The 17,830-nt window shown below is 65.3% G+C and carries 17 protein-coding genes and 1 pseudogene; 10 read left to right on the top strand and 8 right to left on the bottom strand.

Annotated features, from left to right (window positions below; translation table 11 throughout):
* Window positions 1–67: 67 nt before the first annotated feature.
* Window positions 68–667: a TetR family transcriptional regulator gene (locus EAO79_RS17825; protein ID WP_124769823.1), complete on the top strand. Its 600-nt coding sequence runs from the start codon at window positions 68–70 to the stop codon at window positions 665–667.
* Window positions 668–685: 18 nt separating this feature from the next.
* On the opposite strand, the gene EAO79_RS17830 is transcribed toward EAO79_RS17825, so the two are convergent.
* From EAO79_RS17830 to EAO79_RS17850, 5 genes are read right to left on the bottom strand one after another with little or no spacing between them, the layout of a single operon-like run.
* Complete coding sequence (locus EAO79_RS17830; protein WP_124769824.1) at window positions 686–2,125, bottom strand: carboxylesterase family protein; 1,440 nt, start codon at window positions 2,123–2,125, stop codon at window positions 686–688.
* Between the two features lie 38 nt (window positions 2,126–2,163).
* Entirely contained in the window at window positions 2,164–3,603 is a 1,440-nt protein-coding gene (locus tag EAO79_RS17835; protein ID WP_124769825.1) for a carboxylesterase family protein, read from the bottom strand.
* A 20-nt stretch (window positions 3,604–3,623) separates the two neighbouring features.
* The gene (locus tag EAO79_RS17840; protein ID WP_124769826.1) at window positions 3,624–4,961 is read right to left on the bottom strand and encodes a replication-associated recombination protein A; all 1,338 of its coding nucleotides are present in this window, start codon (window positions 4,959–4,961) and stop codon (window positions 3,624–3,626) included.
* Entirely contained in the window at window positions 4,958–5,317 is a 360-nt protein-coding gene (locus EAO79_RS17845) for an MmcQ/YjbR family DNA-binding protein (RefSeq protein WP_124769827.1), read from the bottom strand. The genes EAO79_RS17840 and EAO79_RS17845 overlap by 4 nt, the downstream gene beginning before the upstream one ends.
* Window positions 5,317–5,700 (bottom strand): MmcQ/YjbR family DNA-binding protein, encoded by a 384-nt coding sequence (locus EAO79_RS17850; RefSeq protein WP_124769828.1) that lies wholly within the window; start codon window positions 5,698–5,700, stop codon window positions 5,317–5,319. Before EAO79_RS17850 ends, EAO79_RS17845 begins: the two co-directional genes overlap by 1 nt.
* A 100-nt stretch (window positions 5,701–5,800) precedes the next feature.
* On the opposite strand from EAO79_RS17850, the gene EAO79_RS17855 reads away from it, so the two are divergent.
* The 3 genes from EAO79_RS17855 (at window position 5,801) to EAO79_RS17865 (ending at window position 8,377) form a co-directional block, all read left to right on the top strand.
* Window positions 5,801–6,394, top strand: coding sequence for a TetR/AcrR family transcriptional regulator (locus EAO79_RS17855; protein WP_124769829.1), 594 nt, complete (start codon window positions 5,801–5,803; stop codon window positions 6,392–6,394).
* Entirely contained in the window at window positions 6,387–7,382 is a 996-nt protein-coding gene (locus EAO79_RS17860; protein ID WP_206428254.1) for a zinc-binding dehydrogenase, read from the top strand. Before EAO79_RS17855 ends, EAO79_RS17860 begins: the two co-directional genes overlap by 8 nt.
* 407 nt (window positions 7,383–7,789) lie before the next feature.
* Window positions 7,790–8,377: a recombinase family protein gene (locus tag EAO79_RS17865; protein WP_124769830.1), complete on the top strand. Its 588-nt coding sequence runs from the start codon at window positions 7,790–7,792 to the stop codon at window positions 8,375–8,377.
* Between the two features lie 320 nt (window positions 8,378–8,697).
* On the opposite strand, the gene EAO79_RS17870 is transcribed toward EAO79_RS17865, so the two are convergent.
* From EAO79_RS17870 to EAO79_RS17880, 3 genes are all read right to left on the bottom strand, one after another.
* The gene (locus EAO79_RS17870; RefSeq protein WP_124769831.1) at window positions 8,698–9,309 is read right to left on the bottom strand and encodes a TetR/AcrR family transcriptional regulator; all 612 of its coding nucleotides are present in this window, start codon (window positions 9,307–9,309) and stop codon (window positions 8,698–8,700) included.
* A gap of 186 nt (window positions 9,310–9,495) precedes the next feature.
* A complete protein-coding gene (locus EAO79_RS17875) occupies window positions 9,496–10,608 on the bottom strand; it encodes a hypothetical protein (protein ID WP_371413694.1) in 1,113 nt (370 codons plus the stop codon).
* Window positions 10,605–12,284 carry an isopeptide-forming domain-containing fimbrial protein gene (locus tag EAO79_RS17880; RefSeq protein WP_124769833.1) on the bottom strand — a complete coding sequence of 560 codons (1,680 nt, stop codon included), beginning with the start codon at window positions 12,282–12,284 and terminating at the stop codon, window positions 10,605–10,607. Before EAO79_RS17880 ends, EAO79_RS17875 begins: the two co-directional genes overlap by 4 nt.
* 149 nt (window positions 12,285–12,433) lie before the next feature.
* Here EAO79_RS17880 and EAO79_RS19525 point away from each other — a divergent pair.
* From EAO79_RS19525 to EAO79_RS17910, 6 genes and pseudogenes are all read left to right on the top strand, one after another.
* A pseudogene (locus EAO79_RS19525) lies at window positions 12,434–12,601 on the top strand (CoA-disulfide reductase); the annotation flags it as partial.
* Between the two features lie 34 nt (window positions 12,602–12,635).
* Window positions 12,636–13,496 (top strand): arsenic resistance protein, encoded by an 861-nt coding sequence (locus EAO79_RS17890; protein WP_371413653.1) that lies wholly within the window; start codon window positions 12,636–12,638, stop codon window positions 13,494–13,496.
* Window positions 13,497–13,938: 442 nt separating this feature from the next.
* Window positions 13,939–14,553, top strand: coding sequence for a hypothetical protein (locus tag EAO79_RS17895; protein ID WP_124769835.1), 615 nt, complete (start codon window positions 13,939–13,941; stop codon window positions 14,551–14,553).
* Window positions 14,554–14,881: 328 nt separating this feature from the next.
* On the top strand, window positions 14,882–15,256 hold the full coding sequence (locus EAO79_RS17900; RefSeq protein WP_124769836.1) for a hypothetical protein: 375 nt from the start codon (window positions 14,882–14,884) through the stop codon (window positions 15,254–15,256).
* Window positions 15,253–17,076, top strand: coding sequence for a hypothetical protein (locus EAO79_RS17905; protein WP_124769837.1), 1,824 nt, complete (start codon window positions 15,253–15,255; stop codon window positions 17,074–17,076). Before EAO79_RS17900 ends, EAO79_RS17905 begins: the two co-directional genes overlap by 4 nt.
* Window positions 17,073–17,813, top strand: coding sequence for a hypothetical protein (locus EAO79_RS17910; protein ID WP_124769838.1), 741 nt, complete (start codon window positions 17,073–17,075; stop codon window positions 17,811–17,813). The genes EAO79_RS17905 and EAO79_RS17910 overlap by 4 nt, the downstream gene beginning before the upstream one ends.
* Window positions 17,814–17,830 lie beyond the last annotated feature (17 nt).

Here is a 17,830-nt window from a genome sequence, read left to right on the forward strand (position 1 = left end):
GTGTGGAGCAGTCACTATACGCCAGTTCTGTCAGCATCTGACAACCTTGACCCGTTATGCTGAGGGCATGAGTGAGAATGCGACTGCCGACATAGGCCTTCGAGGCGTCGCCCGCGCAGCAGTTCGCGAGCACGTCGCGCAGGCCGCGATCGATCTGTTCGCCGAGCGGGGGTTCGACGCGGTGACTGTCGAGGAGATCGCAGCCAGCGTCGGCATCTCGGCGCGCAGTTTCCACCGGTACTTCCCGTCGAAGGAGGACAGCGTCATCGGCGAGGTCAGGGCGGGCGGCGAGTCCGTGCGTGCGGCGTTCGCTGCTCGCCCCTCCGACGAACCGGTGTGGGCGTCACTCCAAGGAGCGTTCACCGCACTGTTGGACTCATCCGACAATGCCGGCGAGCCGTGGAAGCGTCGGCTGCGGGTGATGCAGAGCACCGACTCGCTCCGCGCCCGCCACCTCGAAAAACACTTGCTCTGGGCTGATCTGCTCATGCCGCTGGTTGAGGAGCGACTCACGTCCTTCGAGGACGCTCCGCTGCGTGCCCGGGCGCTGGTGCAGTCTGCGTTGAGCTGCTTCGAGGTCGCCCTCTATGCCTGGGCTGACGCCGAGGAGACCCGCTCCCCGCAGGCTTTGCTCGCGCTCGCGTTTGAGCAGCCGGGGCGCACCTGAGAGTACGCGTCGGAAGCGTCATGGACGCTCGATGCCGTCGAAGATCGCCAGCATGTCTTCGGCATGAGCCGTGGCGTCGTAGGGCATGTCGCCGATGCCGTTCGTGATGGGCACCTCGGTCACGGGCGCCCACAGCTCGTCGGTCCTTCCGGTAGCAAGGGCGAGGAGAGAGTCGCGGACCACGAGGTCGCGGGCGAGTACCTCGTCGCTGGCTCCTGGTCGTTTCTGGCCGACGATGCCGTACATCTCGGTGCCGTGGACGGCTTCGGCTTCGGCGACGGGGGCGATTGCGAGCAGGTACGCGCGGCCGCCGGCGGCGGCGTGCGCGAGCGCGCCGCGCACTTGAGGGAGGGTGAAGGAGTAGTTGGTCAGCAGGGCGCTGCGGACCTGGATCGGGGTGCGTTCTGCGGTGTCGAAGGCTTCGATGAGCTGTCGTGCGCGGCTGCGAGGGATGCGGTTGCGGTGTGAGAACTCGTCGACCAGGTTGTCGATGGTGCCGGGGTCGAAGTCTTCACTTCGGTGGTTCACCCACCAGTCGGTCTCGCCGGTGCTGCTGCTGAAGAGGATGTCGACGTCCGCGTGTCGTCCCGACTCGAGGACGCGCATGGGGTGGTCGGTGAGTATGCCGCCGGGTTGGTTGCGGTCGTCGACGATGGCGATGACATCGCTGTCGATTCCGTGCGCTGAGCCGGGGTCCGCGGACTGGGTCCCAGCCATCGTGTCGGCGAGCAGATGCGCGTCGATGTCCACGAGGCGATCGGGGTCGTCTTGGATGCCGAGGGTGGTGAGGACTGCGTGGGCGCGTTCCTCTGCACCCCAGGCGGGCACCTGACGCGAGGGCATGCCAGAGAACGCGGCGATGTGGTGAAAGAGTCCGTCAGCTGCCGGCGCAGCGAGCAGGGCGAGGGTGGAGAACGCGCCGGCGCTGTGGCCGGTGACGGTCACGTTGTCAGGGTTGCCGCCGAATCGGGAGATGTTCTGTTTCACCCACTGCAGGGCGGTGATGATGTCCTGCAGCGCGAGGTTCGAGGCTTCGCTCAGTGCGCCGCCGTACTGCGAGAGCGATAGCGCGCCGAAAGCACCGAGTCGGTAGTTGATGGCCACCCCGATGACGCGGCCGGTCGCCGCGAGCCCGGCGACGTTGGACGTGGTCTGGGTGTTCGATCCGAGCATCCAGCCGCCGCCGAAGACGTAGACGACGACCGGAAGAGTTTCACCGTCGGCGTCGTCCGGAGCCCAAATGTTGAGGTTCAGGCAGTCCTCGCTGACCCCGTTGTCGGCCTCAAGCCAGGCGGTGTCTCCTGCCTGCAGCGGTGCGGGGCCCTTCTGGTCGTAGGGCAAGTCGGGGTTGAAGGGCAGCAGGGTGGGCTTGCGGAACCGCTCGGCGGTGGCGAACGGAATGCCCAGCCAGGCACGAACTGCGTGCTCGGTGCTGAGTGTGTTGCTGGTGTCGATCATGGGTGCGTCCTTTCCGGCAGCGAGATCAGTGGTGGAGGTTACGGGCGTGCGATGCCGTTGAAGAGGTCGAGCACGATTTCGGCGTAGCCGGTCGGGTCATACGGCAGGGTGCCGATGCTCTTCGCGGTGGGTATGTCGCTCACCGGTGGCCAGAGCGCATCGACGTTGCCGCAAGCGATCGCGAGCAGAGCGTCGCGGACGAGCGCGTCGCGGTTGTTCTGCTCAGCGCTGGCGCCGGGGCGTTCTTGCCCGACGATGCCGTACAGCTCGGTGCCGTGGATGGCTGGTGCACCTGCCGCGGAGCCGATGGCGAGCCGGTACGTGGTCCCGCCGCCCGCGGCATGGGCCAGGGCTGCCCGGGTGACGGGCAGGGTGAAGATGTAGTCGGTGAGGATGTTGGCGCGCACCTGCGCGGGACTGGCACCGTCGACGTTGTAGGTGTCGACGATGCGCTGGGCGCGGCTGCGAGGAATGCGGGTGGTGGCCACGAGTTCATCAACGATGTGGTCGGCGCTGCCGGGGTCGAACCCGGGCATGTTGTTGATGACCCAGTAGTCGACTTCCTCGGTAGCGGAGCTGAGCAGGATGTCGATGTCGCGACGGCGCCCTGACTCGAGCGCGGAGAAAGGGTGCCCGATGAGCACTCCGCCGGGCTGGGCGTGATCATCGACGATGCCCAAGGTGGTGTTGTCGATGCTGTTGCGGGCACCGAGCTCCCGCGGGGTGACTCTCGCCAGGGTTTCTGCAAGCACCCGGGCGTCGACCTGGAGGAGACCTTCGGGGTTGTCGCGGAGGCCCAGTTCGCTGAGCAGCCTGTGGGCAAGCTCTTCAGCCCACCAAGCCGGCACCGTGCGGGACGGGGGGCCGGAGAACGACGCTAGGTGGTGGTACAGGCCGTCGGCGGTGGGCGCGGCGGGAAGCGCAATGCATGACATCGATCCGGCGCTGTGGCCGGTGACGGTGACGTTGCCGGGGTCGCCGCCGAACTGGGAGATGTTCTCCTGTACCCACCGAAGGGCGGTGATGATGTCCTGCAGCCCAAGGTTCGAGGCCTCGTCCAGCGCACCGCCGTACTGCGAGAGTGAGAGCCATCCGAAAGGACCGAGCCGGTAGTTCAGCGACACTCCGATCGCGCGTCCCGTTGCGGCGAGTCCGGAGGTGTCCGAGGTGGTTTGGGTGTTCGAGCCGTACTCGAACCCGCCGCCGAAGATGTACACGATCACCGGCAAGGGTTCGTCACCGGCATCCGTGGGTGCCCACACGCTGAGATTCAGGCAGTCCTCACTGAATCCGTTGTCGGCTTCGAGCCATGTCGTGTCCCCCGCCTGCAGTGGCGCGGCGCCTTTCTGGTCGTAGGGCAGCTCGGGGTTGAAGGGCAGAAGCTCGGGTCGGCGGAACCGTTCCGCCGTTGCGTAGAGTATGCCCAGCCAGGAACGAACCGGTTGGTGGGTGGCGGGTGTGCCGCGGGTGTCGGTCATGGGTGGGTCCTCTCTGGCAGTCACTTGGTCTCGGGCGGGACGGAGTCAGTCTCCGCGGAATCGGTCTGGTTCGAGGTCCGCAGCTGCGCCCAGTGGCGGAGGCGGTCGGTGATGGCGTGCTCATAGCCGCCATCGGTGGGCTCGTAGAACGTTTCGCGGGGCATGCCGTCGGGGAAGTAGTTGGCACCGGAGAAACCGTCGTCGGTGTCGGGGTCGTACTGGTAGTCCTTCCCGTAGCCGAGGTCTTTCATCAACCGGGTGGGCGCGTTCAGAACGTGTGCCGGCGGCATGAGCGAGCCGGTCCGTTTCGCGGCCGCCCAGGCCTTGTTGAAACTCCGGTACACACCGATCGACTTCGGTGCCGTCGAGAGGTACAGCACGGCCTGGGCGATCGCGATCTCCCCCTCCGGGGAGCCGAGCCGTTCATACACATCCCAGGCGGCGAGAGACTGCTGGATCGCGTTGGGGTCGGCCATCCCGATGTCTTCGTTCGCGAACCGGGTGATGCGCCGGGCGATGAAGAGTGGGTCTTCCCCGCCGAGGAGCATTCGGGAGAGCCAATAGAGGGCCGCGTCAGGATCTGAGCCGCGCATCGACTTGTGAAGCGCGGAGATGAGGTTGTAATGGCCCTCTTGTGATTTGTCGTACAGCGGGGCGCGTTGCTGCACTGCGGCCGCCAGCGTCGCCGTGTCGATAGGTCCGGGGAGGTCCTGAATCTGCTCGATCATGTTCAGCAGGTAGCGACCATCCCCGTCGGCCATCGCCACCAGGGACTGCCGGGCGTGTGCATCAAGCGACAGGGGTCCGCCGAGGACACCTTCGGCTCGGTCGATGAGCGTGTCGAGTGCGAGTTCATCGAGGCGTTTCAGGACGAAGACCTGACTACGTGACAGCAGCGCACCGTTGAGCTCGAAGCTGGGATTCTCCGTCGTCGCACCGACCAGGACAATGGTGCCGTCCTCGACGTAGGGCAGGAACGAGTCCTGTTGGGCTCGGTTGAAGCGGTGGATCTCGTCGACGAACAGCAACGTTCCCTGGCCCATCTCCCGGCGCTGCTTGGCCGCCTGAAAGACTTTGCGAAGGTCAGCGACACCGGAGAACGTCGCCGACAGCGGCTCGAATGCGAGGTCAGTTCGCTCGGCGAGCAGACGCGCGATCGTTGTCTTCCCACACCCGGGCGGACCCCAGAGCACCATCGAAACCAGTCGGCGCGCGTCGATCATGCGCCCGATCGGTGCGTCGTCTGCCAACAGGTGGTCCTGGCCAACGACCTCGGCGAGAGTTCGGGGGCGCAACCGATCCGCGAGGGGCCTGGGTGAATCGTCTGCCTCGAACAGCGAGGGTTGCTCCCCCGTCACGAGTGCGCTTTCGCGGGGTGGTCGCTGGCGAGTTCGTATGAGCCGTGCACGAGATCCTCAGTCAGCGCAGCCGTGATCCCGGGACCGGATCCGATGGAGATCCAATGGTGCTTGTCGAAGTACCGCCCGGGCGTGATCGTTCCGTGGTCGCGGCGGAGAGCATCACCGAAATGAGGGTCCGCTTTCACCGTGATGATCTGCAGATCAGGATCATCCTCGGTCACCACCAGGAACACCTTCTCCCCCACCTTCCACACCTCAAGGTGCGGGGTGAACGGTCGCCCGCTCGTGGTGCCATCGAGGGACGCTGCAGTGTCGCGAGCGGTCTGCTGGACCTGCGCCCCAGAGAGCGTCATCAGAGGTCCTGCCCGAATGTCGTAGGGTCCACCGGCCGCCTGGCGTGCGGCAGATGCTCAACCACGAGCAGATACGACTCCGTGACCAGATCGCTGATCAGCTGCTCGGACAGGTCGCCAGAAGGATGCAGCGTGATCCAGTGCTTCTTGTTCATGTGGTACCCCGGCGTGATGTCCTCGTGCCCTGCCTGGAGAGCCTCCGCATCCTCCGGGTCTGATTTCAGAATCACGATCGGTTCCCCGGTCACATCGGTGAGCAACATGAACACCTTGTCGCGCACCTTGTACACCTCCCAGCCAGGGCCGAAGGGATGCTCCAACTGCGCTCCGGGTAGCTCCTGCACGCGCGCCCGAGCCTGCGCCTGCAATTCGTCGCCGTCCACACGGCCTCCTCTGCGTGAAGTAGATTCAAACCACTACGTACAGCCGTACGCACTAGATGCGGACCAGTGTACGCACTACCCCAGACATTTGGAGGAGACGATGCGTCGAGGTAGACCGAACGACCCCGGACGGCGGGACCGGATCCTCCAGGCGACCCTCGAGGTCATCAAAGCCGACGGCATCGAAGCCGCGTCCTACCGCGGCATCGCAGCTCACGCCGGGGTTCCTCTGGGATCGATGACGTACTACTTCCCGACCCTCGAAAACCTCATCCTCGATGCACTCGACTCGACCCGAGGCGATCTCGAACCCCGATACGCAGCCCCACTTCGCCACGCTCGCACCCGAGCCGACATCGTCGATGCGCTCGTCGACGCGACGATCGGTGCGACCAGCCCCAGCCTCGCCGACATCCGCCTGTATGAGGAGATCCGCCACCACGGCGTCCGGAATCCCAAGGTCGCCGCAGTGTTGCAGGCGGTCGAGGATGACTCACTCGTGATGCTCGATGGGATCCTCCCCGAGAGCAGCGCATTGACGATCAACGCCATGCTGTGGGGCTGGTGGAGTCACCGCCTCGCACACCCGGACGCTGAGCTCGACGAGACAACCGTCCGTCAGGCGTTCGACGCTCTGATCCCGAAAACCGCTCTCGACCTGCCCATTCATGAAACGGAAGAAGATCATGCCTGAGACCATGCGCGCCATCCGACTGGACGGGCCGGTAGACATCGACGGACTCACGATCAGCAACGTACCGATCCCGGAAGTGAAGCAGGGGCAGGTGCGCATTCGAGTGAGAGCGTTCGGCGTCAACGAATCGGAAGCCACCAGCAGAGAGGGCGAGTCGAGCCCTGACTTCTCCTTCCCACGGATCCTCGGCATCGAAGCGGTCGGCGTCGTCGACGCCGTCGGGGACGGCGTCGCGCTCCACCCCGGCCAGAAAGTCGCCACCATGATGGGCGGCCTCGGTCGGGCCATCGATGGCAGCTACGCCGAGTACACCGTCGTCGACGCTGCCCAGGTGATCCCGTTCGACACCGGTCTGGGGTGGGACGTCACCGGCGGCCTGCCCGAGATGCTGCAGACCGCGCACGGGTCGATAACGACCGGGCTGAGCCTGCAGCGCGGACAGTGCGTCCTCATCCACGGCGGAACCTCCACGGTCGGCCTGACCGCGATCGCGATCGCCCACCAGCTCGGCGCAACGGTCATCGCGACCACCCGAAACCCGGCGAGCACAAATATCCTCACCCGGGCCGGCGCCGACTACACCGTCATGGACGACGACACGCTCGCCGAGTCCGTCCACGCCATCGCGACGGACGGCCTCGATGCCGCCCTCGAACTCGTCAGCGCAACATCGCTTCCGACAATGCTCTCGGTCGTTCGTTCAGGTGGAACCGTCTGCTTCGTCGGCGCCCTGAACGGAACCTGGACCATCCCCGACTTCGACCCGTTCATGATCCCCAACGGAGTCCACCTCACCAGCTACGCCGGCGACGCCGATGACCTCACACCAGACGCACTAGACCGCTACCTGCGGGCGATCGAAGCGGGCACATTCACCGTCACCATCGCCGATGTCTACCACGGCCTCGAGGGCGTCCCAGACGCCCACCGCGCCCTCGAATCCCGCCACCGCCCCGGAAAGCTGGTCGTCGTCCTGCCCACCACTTGAGGCAGCATGCACCGCTGCTCGAGTCCCTGCAGGAGGTAGACCCCGCCGTCGCGCCCGTGTGCACCGTCAGCCATTTCGCACTTCGATACCTGATCAGAAGATCAACGGCTTCTTCAACATCTTCAACCAGAGCTAGGAGCCTGCGCGACGCGGCGCCCTCCTGATGAAGACCCACACGCCCAAGCCGTAGCGAACCCGAAAGAGCGCCATCCTGCACAGTGGAGACCCCGGCCGGCCACCATCTCAAAAGCTACAGGTTTACGAGACACGAGGCCGACCGACGACCCAGGTTGCTTCGGGCACGGGGATCCGCAGATCTTGCAGTCGTCGTTCTGTCTCAAGAACTCGTCTCACGCCACTGCGTGTCTCACCGAGGCTGGCGCGGGTTTCTGAGACATGCTGGTGCGATGAGGCAGATCGGATACACCAGAGTTAGCACCGCCGGCCAGGACGCGCAGCTGCAGCTCGACGCTCTTGTCGACGCTGGCGTGCAGAAGCGCGACGTGTTCGCTGACGTGACCTCCGGCAGCAGGGCCGCGATCGAGCGCCCCGGCATGGTGAAGTTGCTCGAGTACGCCGAGGCAGGCGACACCGTGATCGTGTGGCGCATCGACCGACTCGGCCGCTCCCTCATCGACGTCCTCAACACCGTCGAGCTCCTACGCAGCCGCGAGATCCAGGTGCGATCCCTCTCCGACGGCATCGACCCCGCAACATCAACGGGCCGACTCATGCTGCACATGCTCGCCACCCTGGCCGAGTACGAACGTGAGCTCATCGTCGAACGCGTGAACGCCGGCATCGCTGCGGCACGCGAATCAGGCACACGGTTTGGGCGCCCACCCGTGAACCCCGACATCATCACCGAGAAGCTCGCCATCGTCGCCGAAGCCCGCGGCCGCGGCCGCACCGCCGCAGAAGCCGCCGCACTCGTCGGCTGGAGCAGAGCCTCGCTCTACAGACACCAGACCAACACCACTGCACGAACACCCTGACGTTCAGGGTAGGCCGTACGCGGTAACCGAAAGCCCTTGGTGGCCGGGAGGATCTGCGATCTCGATCGGATCGCGGATACCACGCACGTTGAAGTCGGTCATGCGTGGCGTGACATCCTATTGACTTGGCCACTCTAGAACGCGCGTGTTGGCTTCAACCACAACTGTTACCACATCGGTGGATCCGAATTCGGAGAACCGTAGCGGTAGCGCTTCACCTGAGGTATGAGCCTGTGTAATCCGTCGCTGAATGAACCGTGCCACGGCGCCCGACGGTAAGTCATAGGTCGATTGACCGTGGACCAACACCCACCGCGGCTTCATCTTTTCACTCCGGGAACTTCAGAGATGAGGATCGTGTCAAGGGTTTCCACAATGTCGTTTGCGTCGAAGAGCTCGAATGCCGAGATCCGCTCGCGGATGATCTCCGAGGTAGCAGCAGCGATGGCCCTGCCCCTAACAGTCGCTAGCGATGCGTCCTCGAGTCGAAGCCGCCGGGCGATGTAGTCGGTCAAGTTACGGAACAGAGCGTCAGCAGATGCATCGTCCGTAAGCGCTGTTTCGTATACAGTTCTGTATTCCCGAATGTGGTCGGCTACGGTTCCCACCGCCAAGAGCAGCGCCGCCCGCCGATCATCGGCGCTGGTCATAATCATTGGACCCGGCGCCTCCGCACCCTCAAGGGCCATACGCATAGCTTTGTTCAGCAGGTCAGTCGCGTTTCGGCCGTGGGTGTAAAACGTAGATCGGTTCATGCTTGCCCGTTGAACGATCTCGCCAACGGTGAGCTGCGCGGACGGGTTCTTCGCAGCGAGCTCGATCACTGCAGCGGCGAGTTTTGCTGCCGTTTTCCAGTAGCGCGGGTGAGTCCGACGTGCCTCCACGAAACGTCGGTCGTTTTCATGGGTCCGAAGGTTCTCAGACGAGTTCATTATGGGTGGTTCCTTTAACACACGAGCGCAAGCCGCCTTTGCCGGCGCAAGATCTTCATCTACCGCAGGTCAGTACGTTCTTTTGTATGACGGCGGCTCTACTGCTCCATTACGGCCGGACTTCACGAAACGGCTCCGGGCGGGTGGAGTACCGATTTCCACCCGCCCGAAGTTACTTACGTGTCTCTATGCCGCACGGCGACGGGTGCGGCGTCCTGCGACCAACCCACCTCCCAGAAGCAGCAGGAGGAGAGCGCCGATGCCCAGAGGCAGCACGTTCGCGCCGGTCGAAGCGAGCCCCGGGCCCGGTGTCGGGACCTTGACCGTCGACGGCGGCGACTCGACCCCTGGGCCGGCGGGTGGGACACCCACGGCAGTCGCGGTGTTGCTGATCGAACCTGCGTTGAGGTCAGCCTGGGTCACCTTGTACGTGGCGGTGCAGGTGATCTGCTGGCCAGGGGCGAGAGTGGCGGCCCCAGCTGGGCAGACAATCGCGGAGAGGGGCCCGGTCCCGGTGAACTTTCCTTCCGTCACTGCGACGTTGCTCAGCGTCACATTCCCGGTGTTGGTCACCTGGAATGAGTACGTGATGACCTGACCGACCGTGGTCGCTTTGTCCGCGTTCGCGAGCTTGACGACAGCGATGCCGGGAGCGGGCGGCGATGGGACCGTGACTTCGGACGGCGGCGAGGTGGGCGGGGTGCCCCCGCCCGGTGGCGTCCCGGTCGCCGTGGCGTTGTTCGTGATCGTGCCAGCATCGACATCAGCCTGCAGGACCGTGTAGGTGGCAGTGCAAGTGATCTGCTCACCTGGCGCCAGAGATGCAGCGCCAGCCGGGCAGACGACCTCGGAGAGCTCGCCAGCGCCAGAGAAGTCGCCCTCGTTCACAACCACATCAGTCAACGTGACATTGCCCGTGTTCGTGACCAGGAAGGAGTAGGTGATGACCTGCCCGACGACGAAGTCTTCCTGAGCTGCAGCGTCGGCCGTCTTGACGACGGTGATCGCCGGTGCTGGGACTGAGGGGACCTCGACCGTCGACGGCGGCGACTCCACCGGCGGACCCGTGGGCGGGGTGCCCGAGGCCGTGGCCGTGTTCGTGGTGTTCCCGCGATCAACATCAGCCTGCGTCAGCGTGTAGGTCGCCGTGAACGTCGTCGACGCCCCGGGAGCAAGCGTCGCAACCGACGCCGGCGCGACCGCGCTGAGCGCACCCGAACCGTTGAAGTAGCCCTCGTTCACAACCACGTCAGTCAACGTGACATTGCCCGTGTTCGTGACCAGGAACGAATACGTCAGCTCCTCACCAACCTCGTAAGAAGCCTGACAGCCGGAGCAACCGTCTTCGCAACCGTCAACGCCGGTGCTGGGACCGAGGGAACCTCGACCGTCGACGGCGGCGACTCCACCGGCGGACCCGTGGGCGGGGTGCCCGAGGCCGTGGCCGTGTTCGTGGTGTTCCCGCGATCAACATCAGCCTGCGTCAGCGTGTAGGTCGCCGTGAACGTCGTCGACGCCCCGGGAGCAAGCGTCGCAACCGACGCCGGCGCGACCGCGCTGAGCGCACCCGAACCGTTGAAGTCGCCCTCGTTCACAACCACGTCAGTCAACGTGACATTGCCCGTGTTCGTGACCAGGAACGAATACGTCAGCTCCTCACCAACCTCGTAAGAAGCCTGACCAGCCGGAGCAACCGTCTTCGCAACCGTCAACGCCGGATCCGAGATGGGGTTCGTGGTGCACGCGGTGTTGTCGGGGTCGCAGGAGGTTGGTGGGGTCGTGCCTGTAGGGATGACGTAGTTCGACAGCTGTCGGTCACCAGTTGCTGGATCGTTGATCGTGACGGCGTAGGTGATGGTCGTCTGGCCGCCGACCGGAATGACCCCGCTGATCCGGAAGCTCTCGTCTGCAATGGGGTCGATCGTCAGCGAGGTGCCAGACGACACCGCGGGTGCGCTGGCGACTGTCGCGTCGTCGAGCACCGAGGACAGATCGTCAGTGAGGTCGACTTCCGCGGGAGCTGTCCCGTTCGTGTTCGCCAGGGTGATCGAGTAGGTCACCGTCTGTCCCAGGGTCACCAGGGTGCCCGAGGCCGGGTCGGACGACTTTGCGATGGTCAGCTCGGAGCACAGACCGCTGTCCTGCTGAGAGGTAGCACCGAAGAAGGGAAGCCCGGTTGCCGCGAGGATTGTCGTTGGCACTGGTGCGGTCGATGCAGCCGTGGGGACGGATGTGATCTCGTACAGATTGCCCGTGGCGCCCGCAAGGTAGATCTTGCCGCCGCTTTGTGCTGCGCCGTACGACTCGGGAAGGGTGCCGACCTGGGTCACCGCGAAGCTTGGTGAGATGCGGAACAGTGCGTTTCCATTTGGCCCCGATCCCACCGCGAGGACGTCGCCGTCCGCGAGGGAGAGGAAGTCGCCGGCAGACCCGAAGCCGGCGGGGAAGGCGGCTTCGTACAGGGTCGCGACACCGGTGGTGGGGTTGATGCGGAAGATCTGCTGCGCGGTCGCGCTGCCGCCTCCCACGCCGCCGACCAGGAGTGAACCATCTGCCAACGCGCTCAGAGCGTTCGGGAAATAGTTGGTTGCAGGGAGACCCGTGATAGCGACACGTGCCGTCTCCGCCCCAGTATCCGGGTTGATCGTATACAGCGATGGCACGCCGGGGAGGATGCCGTACAGGGTCAAGCCGTCGCTAGAGAAAGCGATGTCTGTGTATGAGCGCGGAACCGGGACGCTGCCTTCGAGTGCGCCCGTCTCTGAATACTGGTTCAGTACGGGGGTAGCGCTTCCCGTGTTCACGTAGATGTTCCCGGGCGCGCAGATCGGCGCTGCAAGGGCGGGCTGGGTTGGGATGAACACACTGAGGACGGTGATCATGCCCATCAGGAGGGCGAACAGCACGGCAGCCGCGGTGCTTTTCCTGACCGTTCCGGTATCGTCTCGGAGAGTCGATGGTCGTGTTGCGGACATGGGTTCCTTCCGGAGCGGATCACGAGGTGCTGTGATTCTTGGCGGCCGACTGACAGATTTTTCACAGGATATGTTGCTGGCGGGGTCCGGTTCCAGCGCGAAACTACCTAGTTTCGCCAGGTGGATAAAAACCGGTATTCGCCTAAGAAGAGCTCGTCGGCACCCGCGGCGCGGAGATCGCGAAACGCGTCGACACCTACGCCACCGCCCTGCACCACGGCATGACCGTTGACGCCATGAGCGACCTCGACCTCTCCTACACGCCGCCACTCGGCTCCCCGTGGGACGCCGTGCAGGTCGCCACGCAGGCCTGGAAGCGGCCTGCTACTGCCTGGCGCGCATCATCTGGAAGTGGCGATCGAGCCGGTGCTCGCGCTGCCGCTGTTCGCGACGTTCCTCGGAGTGCCATTCGCCGCCATCGGGCGTTCCCTTCGCGACGTCCGGTTCCTCGGCGCGGTCGGGCTGGTGAACTTCGTCATCGTCCCGGTGGTCGCCTACGGGCTGTTGCGGTTCGTCGCGGATCAACCGGCGCTGCTGTTCGGGGTGCTCCTGGTGCTGCTGACGCCATGCATCGACTACGTGATCGTGTTCGCCGGCCTCGCCGGAGGAGCCGCGGAGCGCCTGCTCGCGGCGGCTCCGCTGCTGATGCTCACGCAGATCCTCTTGCTGGCCGTCTACCTGCTGCTGTTCATCGGTCCCAGCGGTGTCGCGGCCGTCGAGCTCGGCCCGTTCGTGCGCGCATTCCTGCTGCTCATCGTGCTGCCACTGACCGCGGCCGCGGCGACCCAGCGGCTCGCCAAGCGGCACCGGATCGGGCGCGGGATCGAACGCACCATGCTGGCGCTCATGGTGCCGCTGATGGTCGCCACGCTGTTCACCGTCGTAGCCTCGCAGGCGGGAGCGGTGAACACCGCGGCCCTGCAGTTGCTCGTGCTCGTGCCGCTGTATGCGGCGTTTCTCGTCATCATGGCGTTCATCGGCACGGGTGCCGGGCGGCTGTTCCGCCTCGACGTCCCGGCGACCCGTGCCCTGGTGTTCAGCGGTGCCACCCGGAACAGCCTTGTCGTCCTGCCGCTCGCGCTCGCGCTGCCCGCTTCGCTCGTGCTTGCGCCCGTGGTGGTCGTGACGCAGACCCTCGTCGAGCTGGTCGGCATGGTCGCGTTCGTACAGCTCGTCCCGCGGCTGGTTCGGGCCCGAAAACCGGCCCGCTGACCCGTCCGTCACCTGTGGATAACTTCGGCGCGAAAAGCGCTGATAGTTACAATTATGTCAAGGTTTCGCATTCGCGCAGGACAAGCATCTTCTGGTTAATCGTCATCGTCGTTCGTTTTAGCTTCGTGTACATGACCGTGGTCGTTCTGTCTGCCAGGTGATTCGGAGACCAGCACCAGGATGCGGATCTCCAACGTCGTCGTGGCGACCGGTGAAGGTCGGTGTTTGCGGTCTTCTGTTGTCCCGCGTAAACCGGAGACGGGGCATGTTTCGAGGCCTGGCATCCTCTCAACAACTTTCGACAGGCTCGTTTGGGGGAAAAATGAATGCAGCGACAGATACACGCCCGGGTTCACCGACGAATGAGCAGCCGATGCCGCGGGGCGCATCATGGGCGCGTCGCCATCAGCGAAGCGCCTCCCGCCTTGGATTCTCCACAGCGGTGGCCGTTATCGCCATCTCGCTATTTTCAGCGCAACCCGCGTCTGCGGCTTCGGCCGCGGCTGAGGAGCAGGTGACGCTGAGCGCCGCTGAGGCAGCTGAAGTTGCCGCCACTGCGGCGATCCCAGCGATCTCACCGACGGGACTCGCTATCGACAAGAGTGCAGTCGAGGGGTGGAGCATCGAGGGCGTTGTTACCTTCGTGAGCTACGAGTTACAGGACGCCGATACGAGTTCTCGCTCGCTCACCGGCGCGTATCTCGACGCATCGGGAGCCACCGTCTCCACCGTCGATGTGGTTGGATCCGGGGAATCGATGCAAGCATGGTCCAACGGCGCACGAGTCGACATTGCTGCACAACTCAACACGCCGGACTCAAGCCAGAACGGCACCAACAGTGCAGAGCGGGCCGCTCCCACGACGACACGAGACTTCTGCTGGTACTTGAACAAGTACGCCGAAGGGGAGATCGCGCTCGGCACCCTGGTCGCCGCCGCCGGCGGTGTTGCCGCTCTCTTCTCAGGCCCAGTCGGCGGCGCTGTCGCGGCCGCGGGCGGACTGAAAGCTGCTCTCGGAGGAATGTACAAGTGGCTGATTTCACTCTGGTGCATCTAACTATTGTGGAATCGGGAAGGAATTCGAGCTATGAATAACCTCACTCCACGGTGGCTGCGCATCCTGCTCTGGATCGTGGGAGCGGTCAATGCCATCCTGGTCGTCGTCAATCTCCTCAATGGAGATCTGGCAGCAGCGATGCCGTTTGGGATCGCAGGCGGCGTGTGCTTGGTCCTGGCCGCGACCCTCCCTCGGCGCAGGCCTGGCTCATCACCCGCAGCCGCCGCGGCCAGTACTAGACGCTGAGCGCCGGAGGTGGGGCGGCCGAGCGGTCGGCCGCCCCACCTCCCCCGCAGCCGCACCGTCGCTCGTAACCCCAGTTCCAAGAGTGTTGTGGCCGCCGGCCGCCGGCGGATACGCCTGGACGCTCGACAACCCGAACGATCCGGATGGTCTCGACCTGATCATCCACGACTCGTCCGTCGTCGATGTCACCGAACCGGCCGTCGTTGACCCGGAGGACGGCGACGAGACCGAGCCACCCGTCGACGACGAGGACGAGGGCGGCGGGACCGCCATCGATGTCGTTGCAGACCGCTCTGGGGGGAGCGTCGGGACCAAGCGTCCACAGCTCGCCGTCACCGGCGCGAACGAAGATCTCCTCATCGCCGGCGCTGCGGGAGGTCTGCTCGCGATCGCGGCGGGCGTGGCCCTCGCCGTACGAAGCCGACGAGGCCGAGCTCCGGCGGAGGAGGCCGTATGAGCCGCCGCATCCTGAGCGCGGCCGGCGCGTCGATTCTGCTTGCCACCACGCTGAGCTTGCCTGCCCTTTCGGCGAGCGCTTCGGTTCCCGCCGCGGACGACACATCGGCCACTGCGGACAACACCACCCCATCCCCTCGAGCCACCACCGCCTACGGCTGGGGCCAGCTCGTGAACTACGTCACTCCAGACGGCTCGCTCGCGTACTGCATCGATGTCCAAGCCGACTGGCCGTCAGGCGCGACCGGCGGCGGTGCCCTGGTCGGCGGCATCGGAGCAACAGCCGCGACACGCGACGTCGGCGGCATGGAACTCGCGATGCTCAACGCCGGGCTCTCCCAGTTCGGGCAAACCACCGACAACGACACCGCCGCAGCCGTCGCTGCATTCGTCTACGCCTTCACCTCGCAGAACCACCCCGGCTACGACGGCGCCATCCACTACATCGGCCAGAAGGCCGACGGTCACGACGCCGCCGTGACCGCGGCGTTCAACAGCATCTGGGCATGGGTGGGTGAGAACTGGGCTGCCGCAGCCGGGTCGAAGACGGCGACCACAACCATCACCATGACCGACAGCACCACCGGCTACATCGACGTGACCGTCGACCCCGCAGCCGCGACCGGCACGCTCGCCCTCACCGGCGCTCACGAAGTCGGCACGGGCGCGACCTCGGTGGCCGTCGGCAACGGTTCCCGCATCGACATCACCGGCGATCCAGCCGACGGCATCGCGGATTACGACATCCGCGCAGACGGCTCCTGGAGCACGCCCGGCGGCTACGCCTCCGAGGCATGGATGTACGAGACGCCCGGCCAGCAGCGCCTTGCACGCGGCAGCGACAACCGTTCCCCGACCCCCTTCACCTCCGAAGCCAGCACCACCGCCTCGACGACGTTTCAGCCGATCGTGACGAGCGAGATGCAGCAGACCCTCGTCCCCGTCGGCGGCACCATCATCGACCACGCAACCTGCGACCTCTCCCCCGACAGCACCAGCACCGCCTGGCGGCGCAACCGGGACGGCGAAGGCGTCGAAGTCATCTGGGACGTCGCAATCTACGCCAAGCTCCCCGGCGAGGACGGCCTCCCCGACGTCCCAGAAGGTCGGCCGGCGCTCGGCACGGCCATCGCCACCTGTGACGAGGTCGGCGACGTCATGAAGGCAAGCTTCCCCCGACCTGACGAAGCCGACGGCCCGATCACCGCAGTCTGGTCACTCGACCTCGACAAGCAGTCCGACAGGACGAAGTCCGTCCTGCAGGGATCCTGGCACGACGCGTTCGGGTTGCCCGACGAGACGACGGTCATCCCCCGCGTCACGACGAAGGCTGTGCCGTCGGTGATGGAGGGAGAGCAGTACGGCGACACCGCCCACCATGAAGACGTCGCCCTCTACCCCGATACCGCCGTGCAGACCTTCACCGCCTATCGCATCACCGACGGTCAGCCCGTCTGCGACGCCACGACCGAATACCTGACGGAATCGGCACCGATCATGATCGACGGCCGCACGGATATCCCCGGGCCGACCTTCACCGCCACCCGCGACATGGGCCCCGGGGTCAACTGGATCGAGCGCACGTATGCCGATGACACGAAGCAGGTGCTCCTCAGCGAGGGTGTCTGTGGGCAGGAGGGTGAGCAGACGCTCTTCATCGACCGCCCCGGACAGAAGCTCGCGAGCACCGGCTTCGACGGCGCCACGCTCGCCGCCGGCGCTGCCGCCACAACGCTCCTCGGTGCCTCGCCCTTCGTCGTTCGTCGTGTCGTGCGGCGCCGAGCCAGCCGGACCGCCTTGAGCGAGGGGATCGCAGGATGAGCGAGGAACAGACTGGCCCCTCGTCGGACCTGAGCCAGGACCAGAACGAATGGGTGGCGATGTATCGCCACGGGTTACGATTCCGCAAGCCACAGCCGGACTATGACGACGTGCGCGACGACTACGAGGACATTCACGGCGACGGCCCTCGGATGGAGGAGGATATCCAACTGAGGATCGTTGAGACTCAGATGGACCTGCTCCTCCGTTTCACCGGGGCATCGGACTACGACATCCACCGAGACCCTGACTCCTGGCTAGAGACGTACTATGCCTTGGCAGGCAAGTGGCTCGGTCGAGATGCAGGGATCGACGAACAGCTCGAGAGCGTCGACCGAGTCCTTTCGCAGACCGGCGGGCCGCTTTGGCGCCCGGACCTGTACCTCCCGTTAGACGAGGTTCACCAAGCTGCGGTAGAGACCGTGCCTGCGAGCCCACAAACCGCGCCGTCGACCTCCGCTTCTAGCTGGCGAGAGCCTCCCCGTCTTATCGACTGGACTCCGGACGAGGACCCGGCCGCGGGGTACCTTCGGGACCTCCGCGCCAATCGCCAACAGGCACTGGAGTTGGGTCTGCCCGAGCGCTCCGAAGACGTGCAGCCGCAGGATTCGAGGGGACGCCTAACCGAGTTAGCTCGGAAGTTCTCAAGCAGAGTCCTCCGACCGCGCTCAGACGATACCCACCGCGACGCTCACCCGCTGCGCCAGCCCGGGTCTGGCGGGGGTCTGGAGTTCTAGAGCGGCCCGCTCTGCGC

The organism is Plantibacter sp. PA-3-X8 (assembly GCF_003856975.1).
Taxonomy (GTDB): domain Bacteria; phylum Actinomycetota; class Actinomycetes; order Actinomycetales; family Microbacteriaceae; genus Plantibacter; species Plantibacter auratus.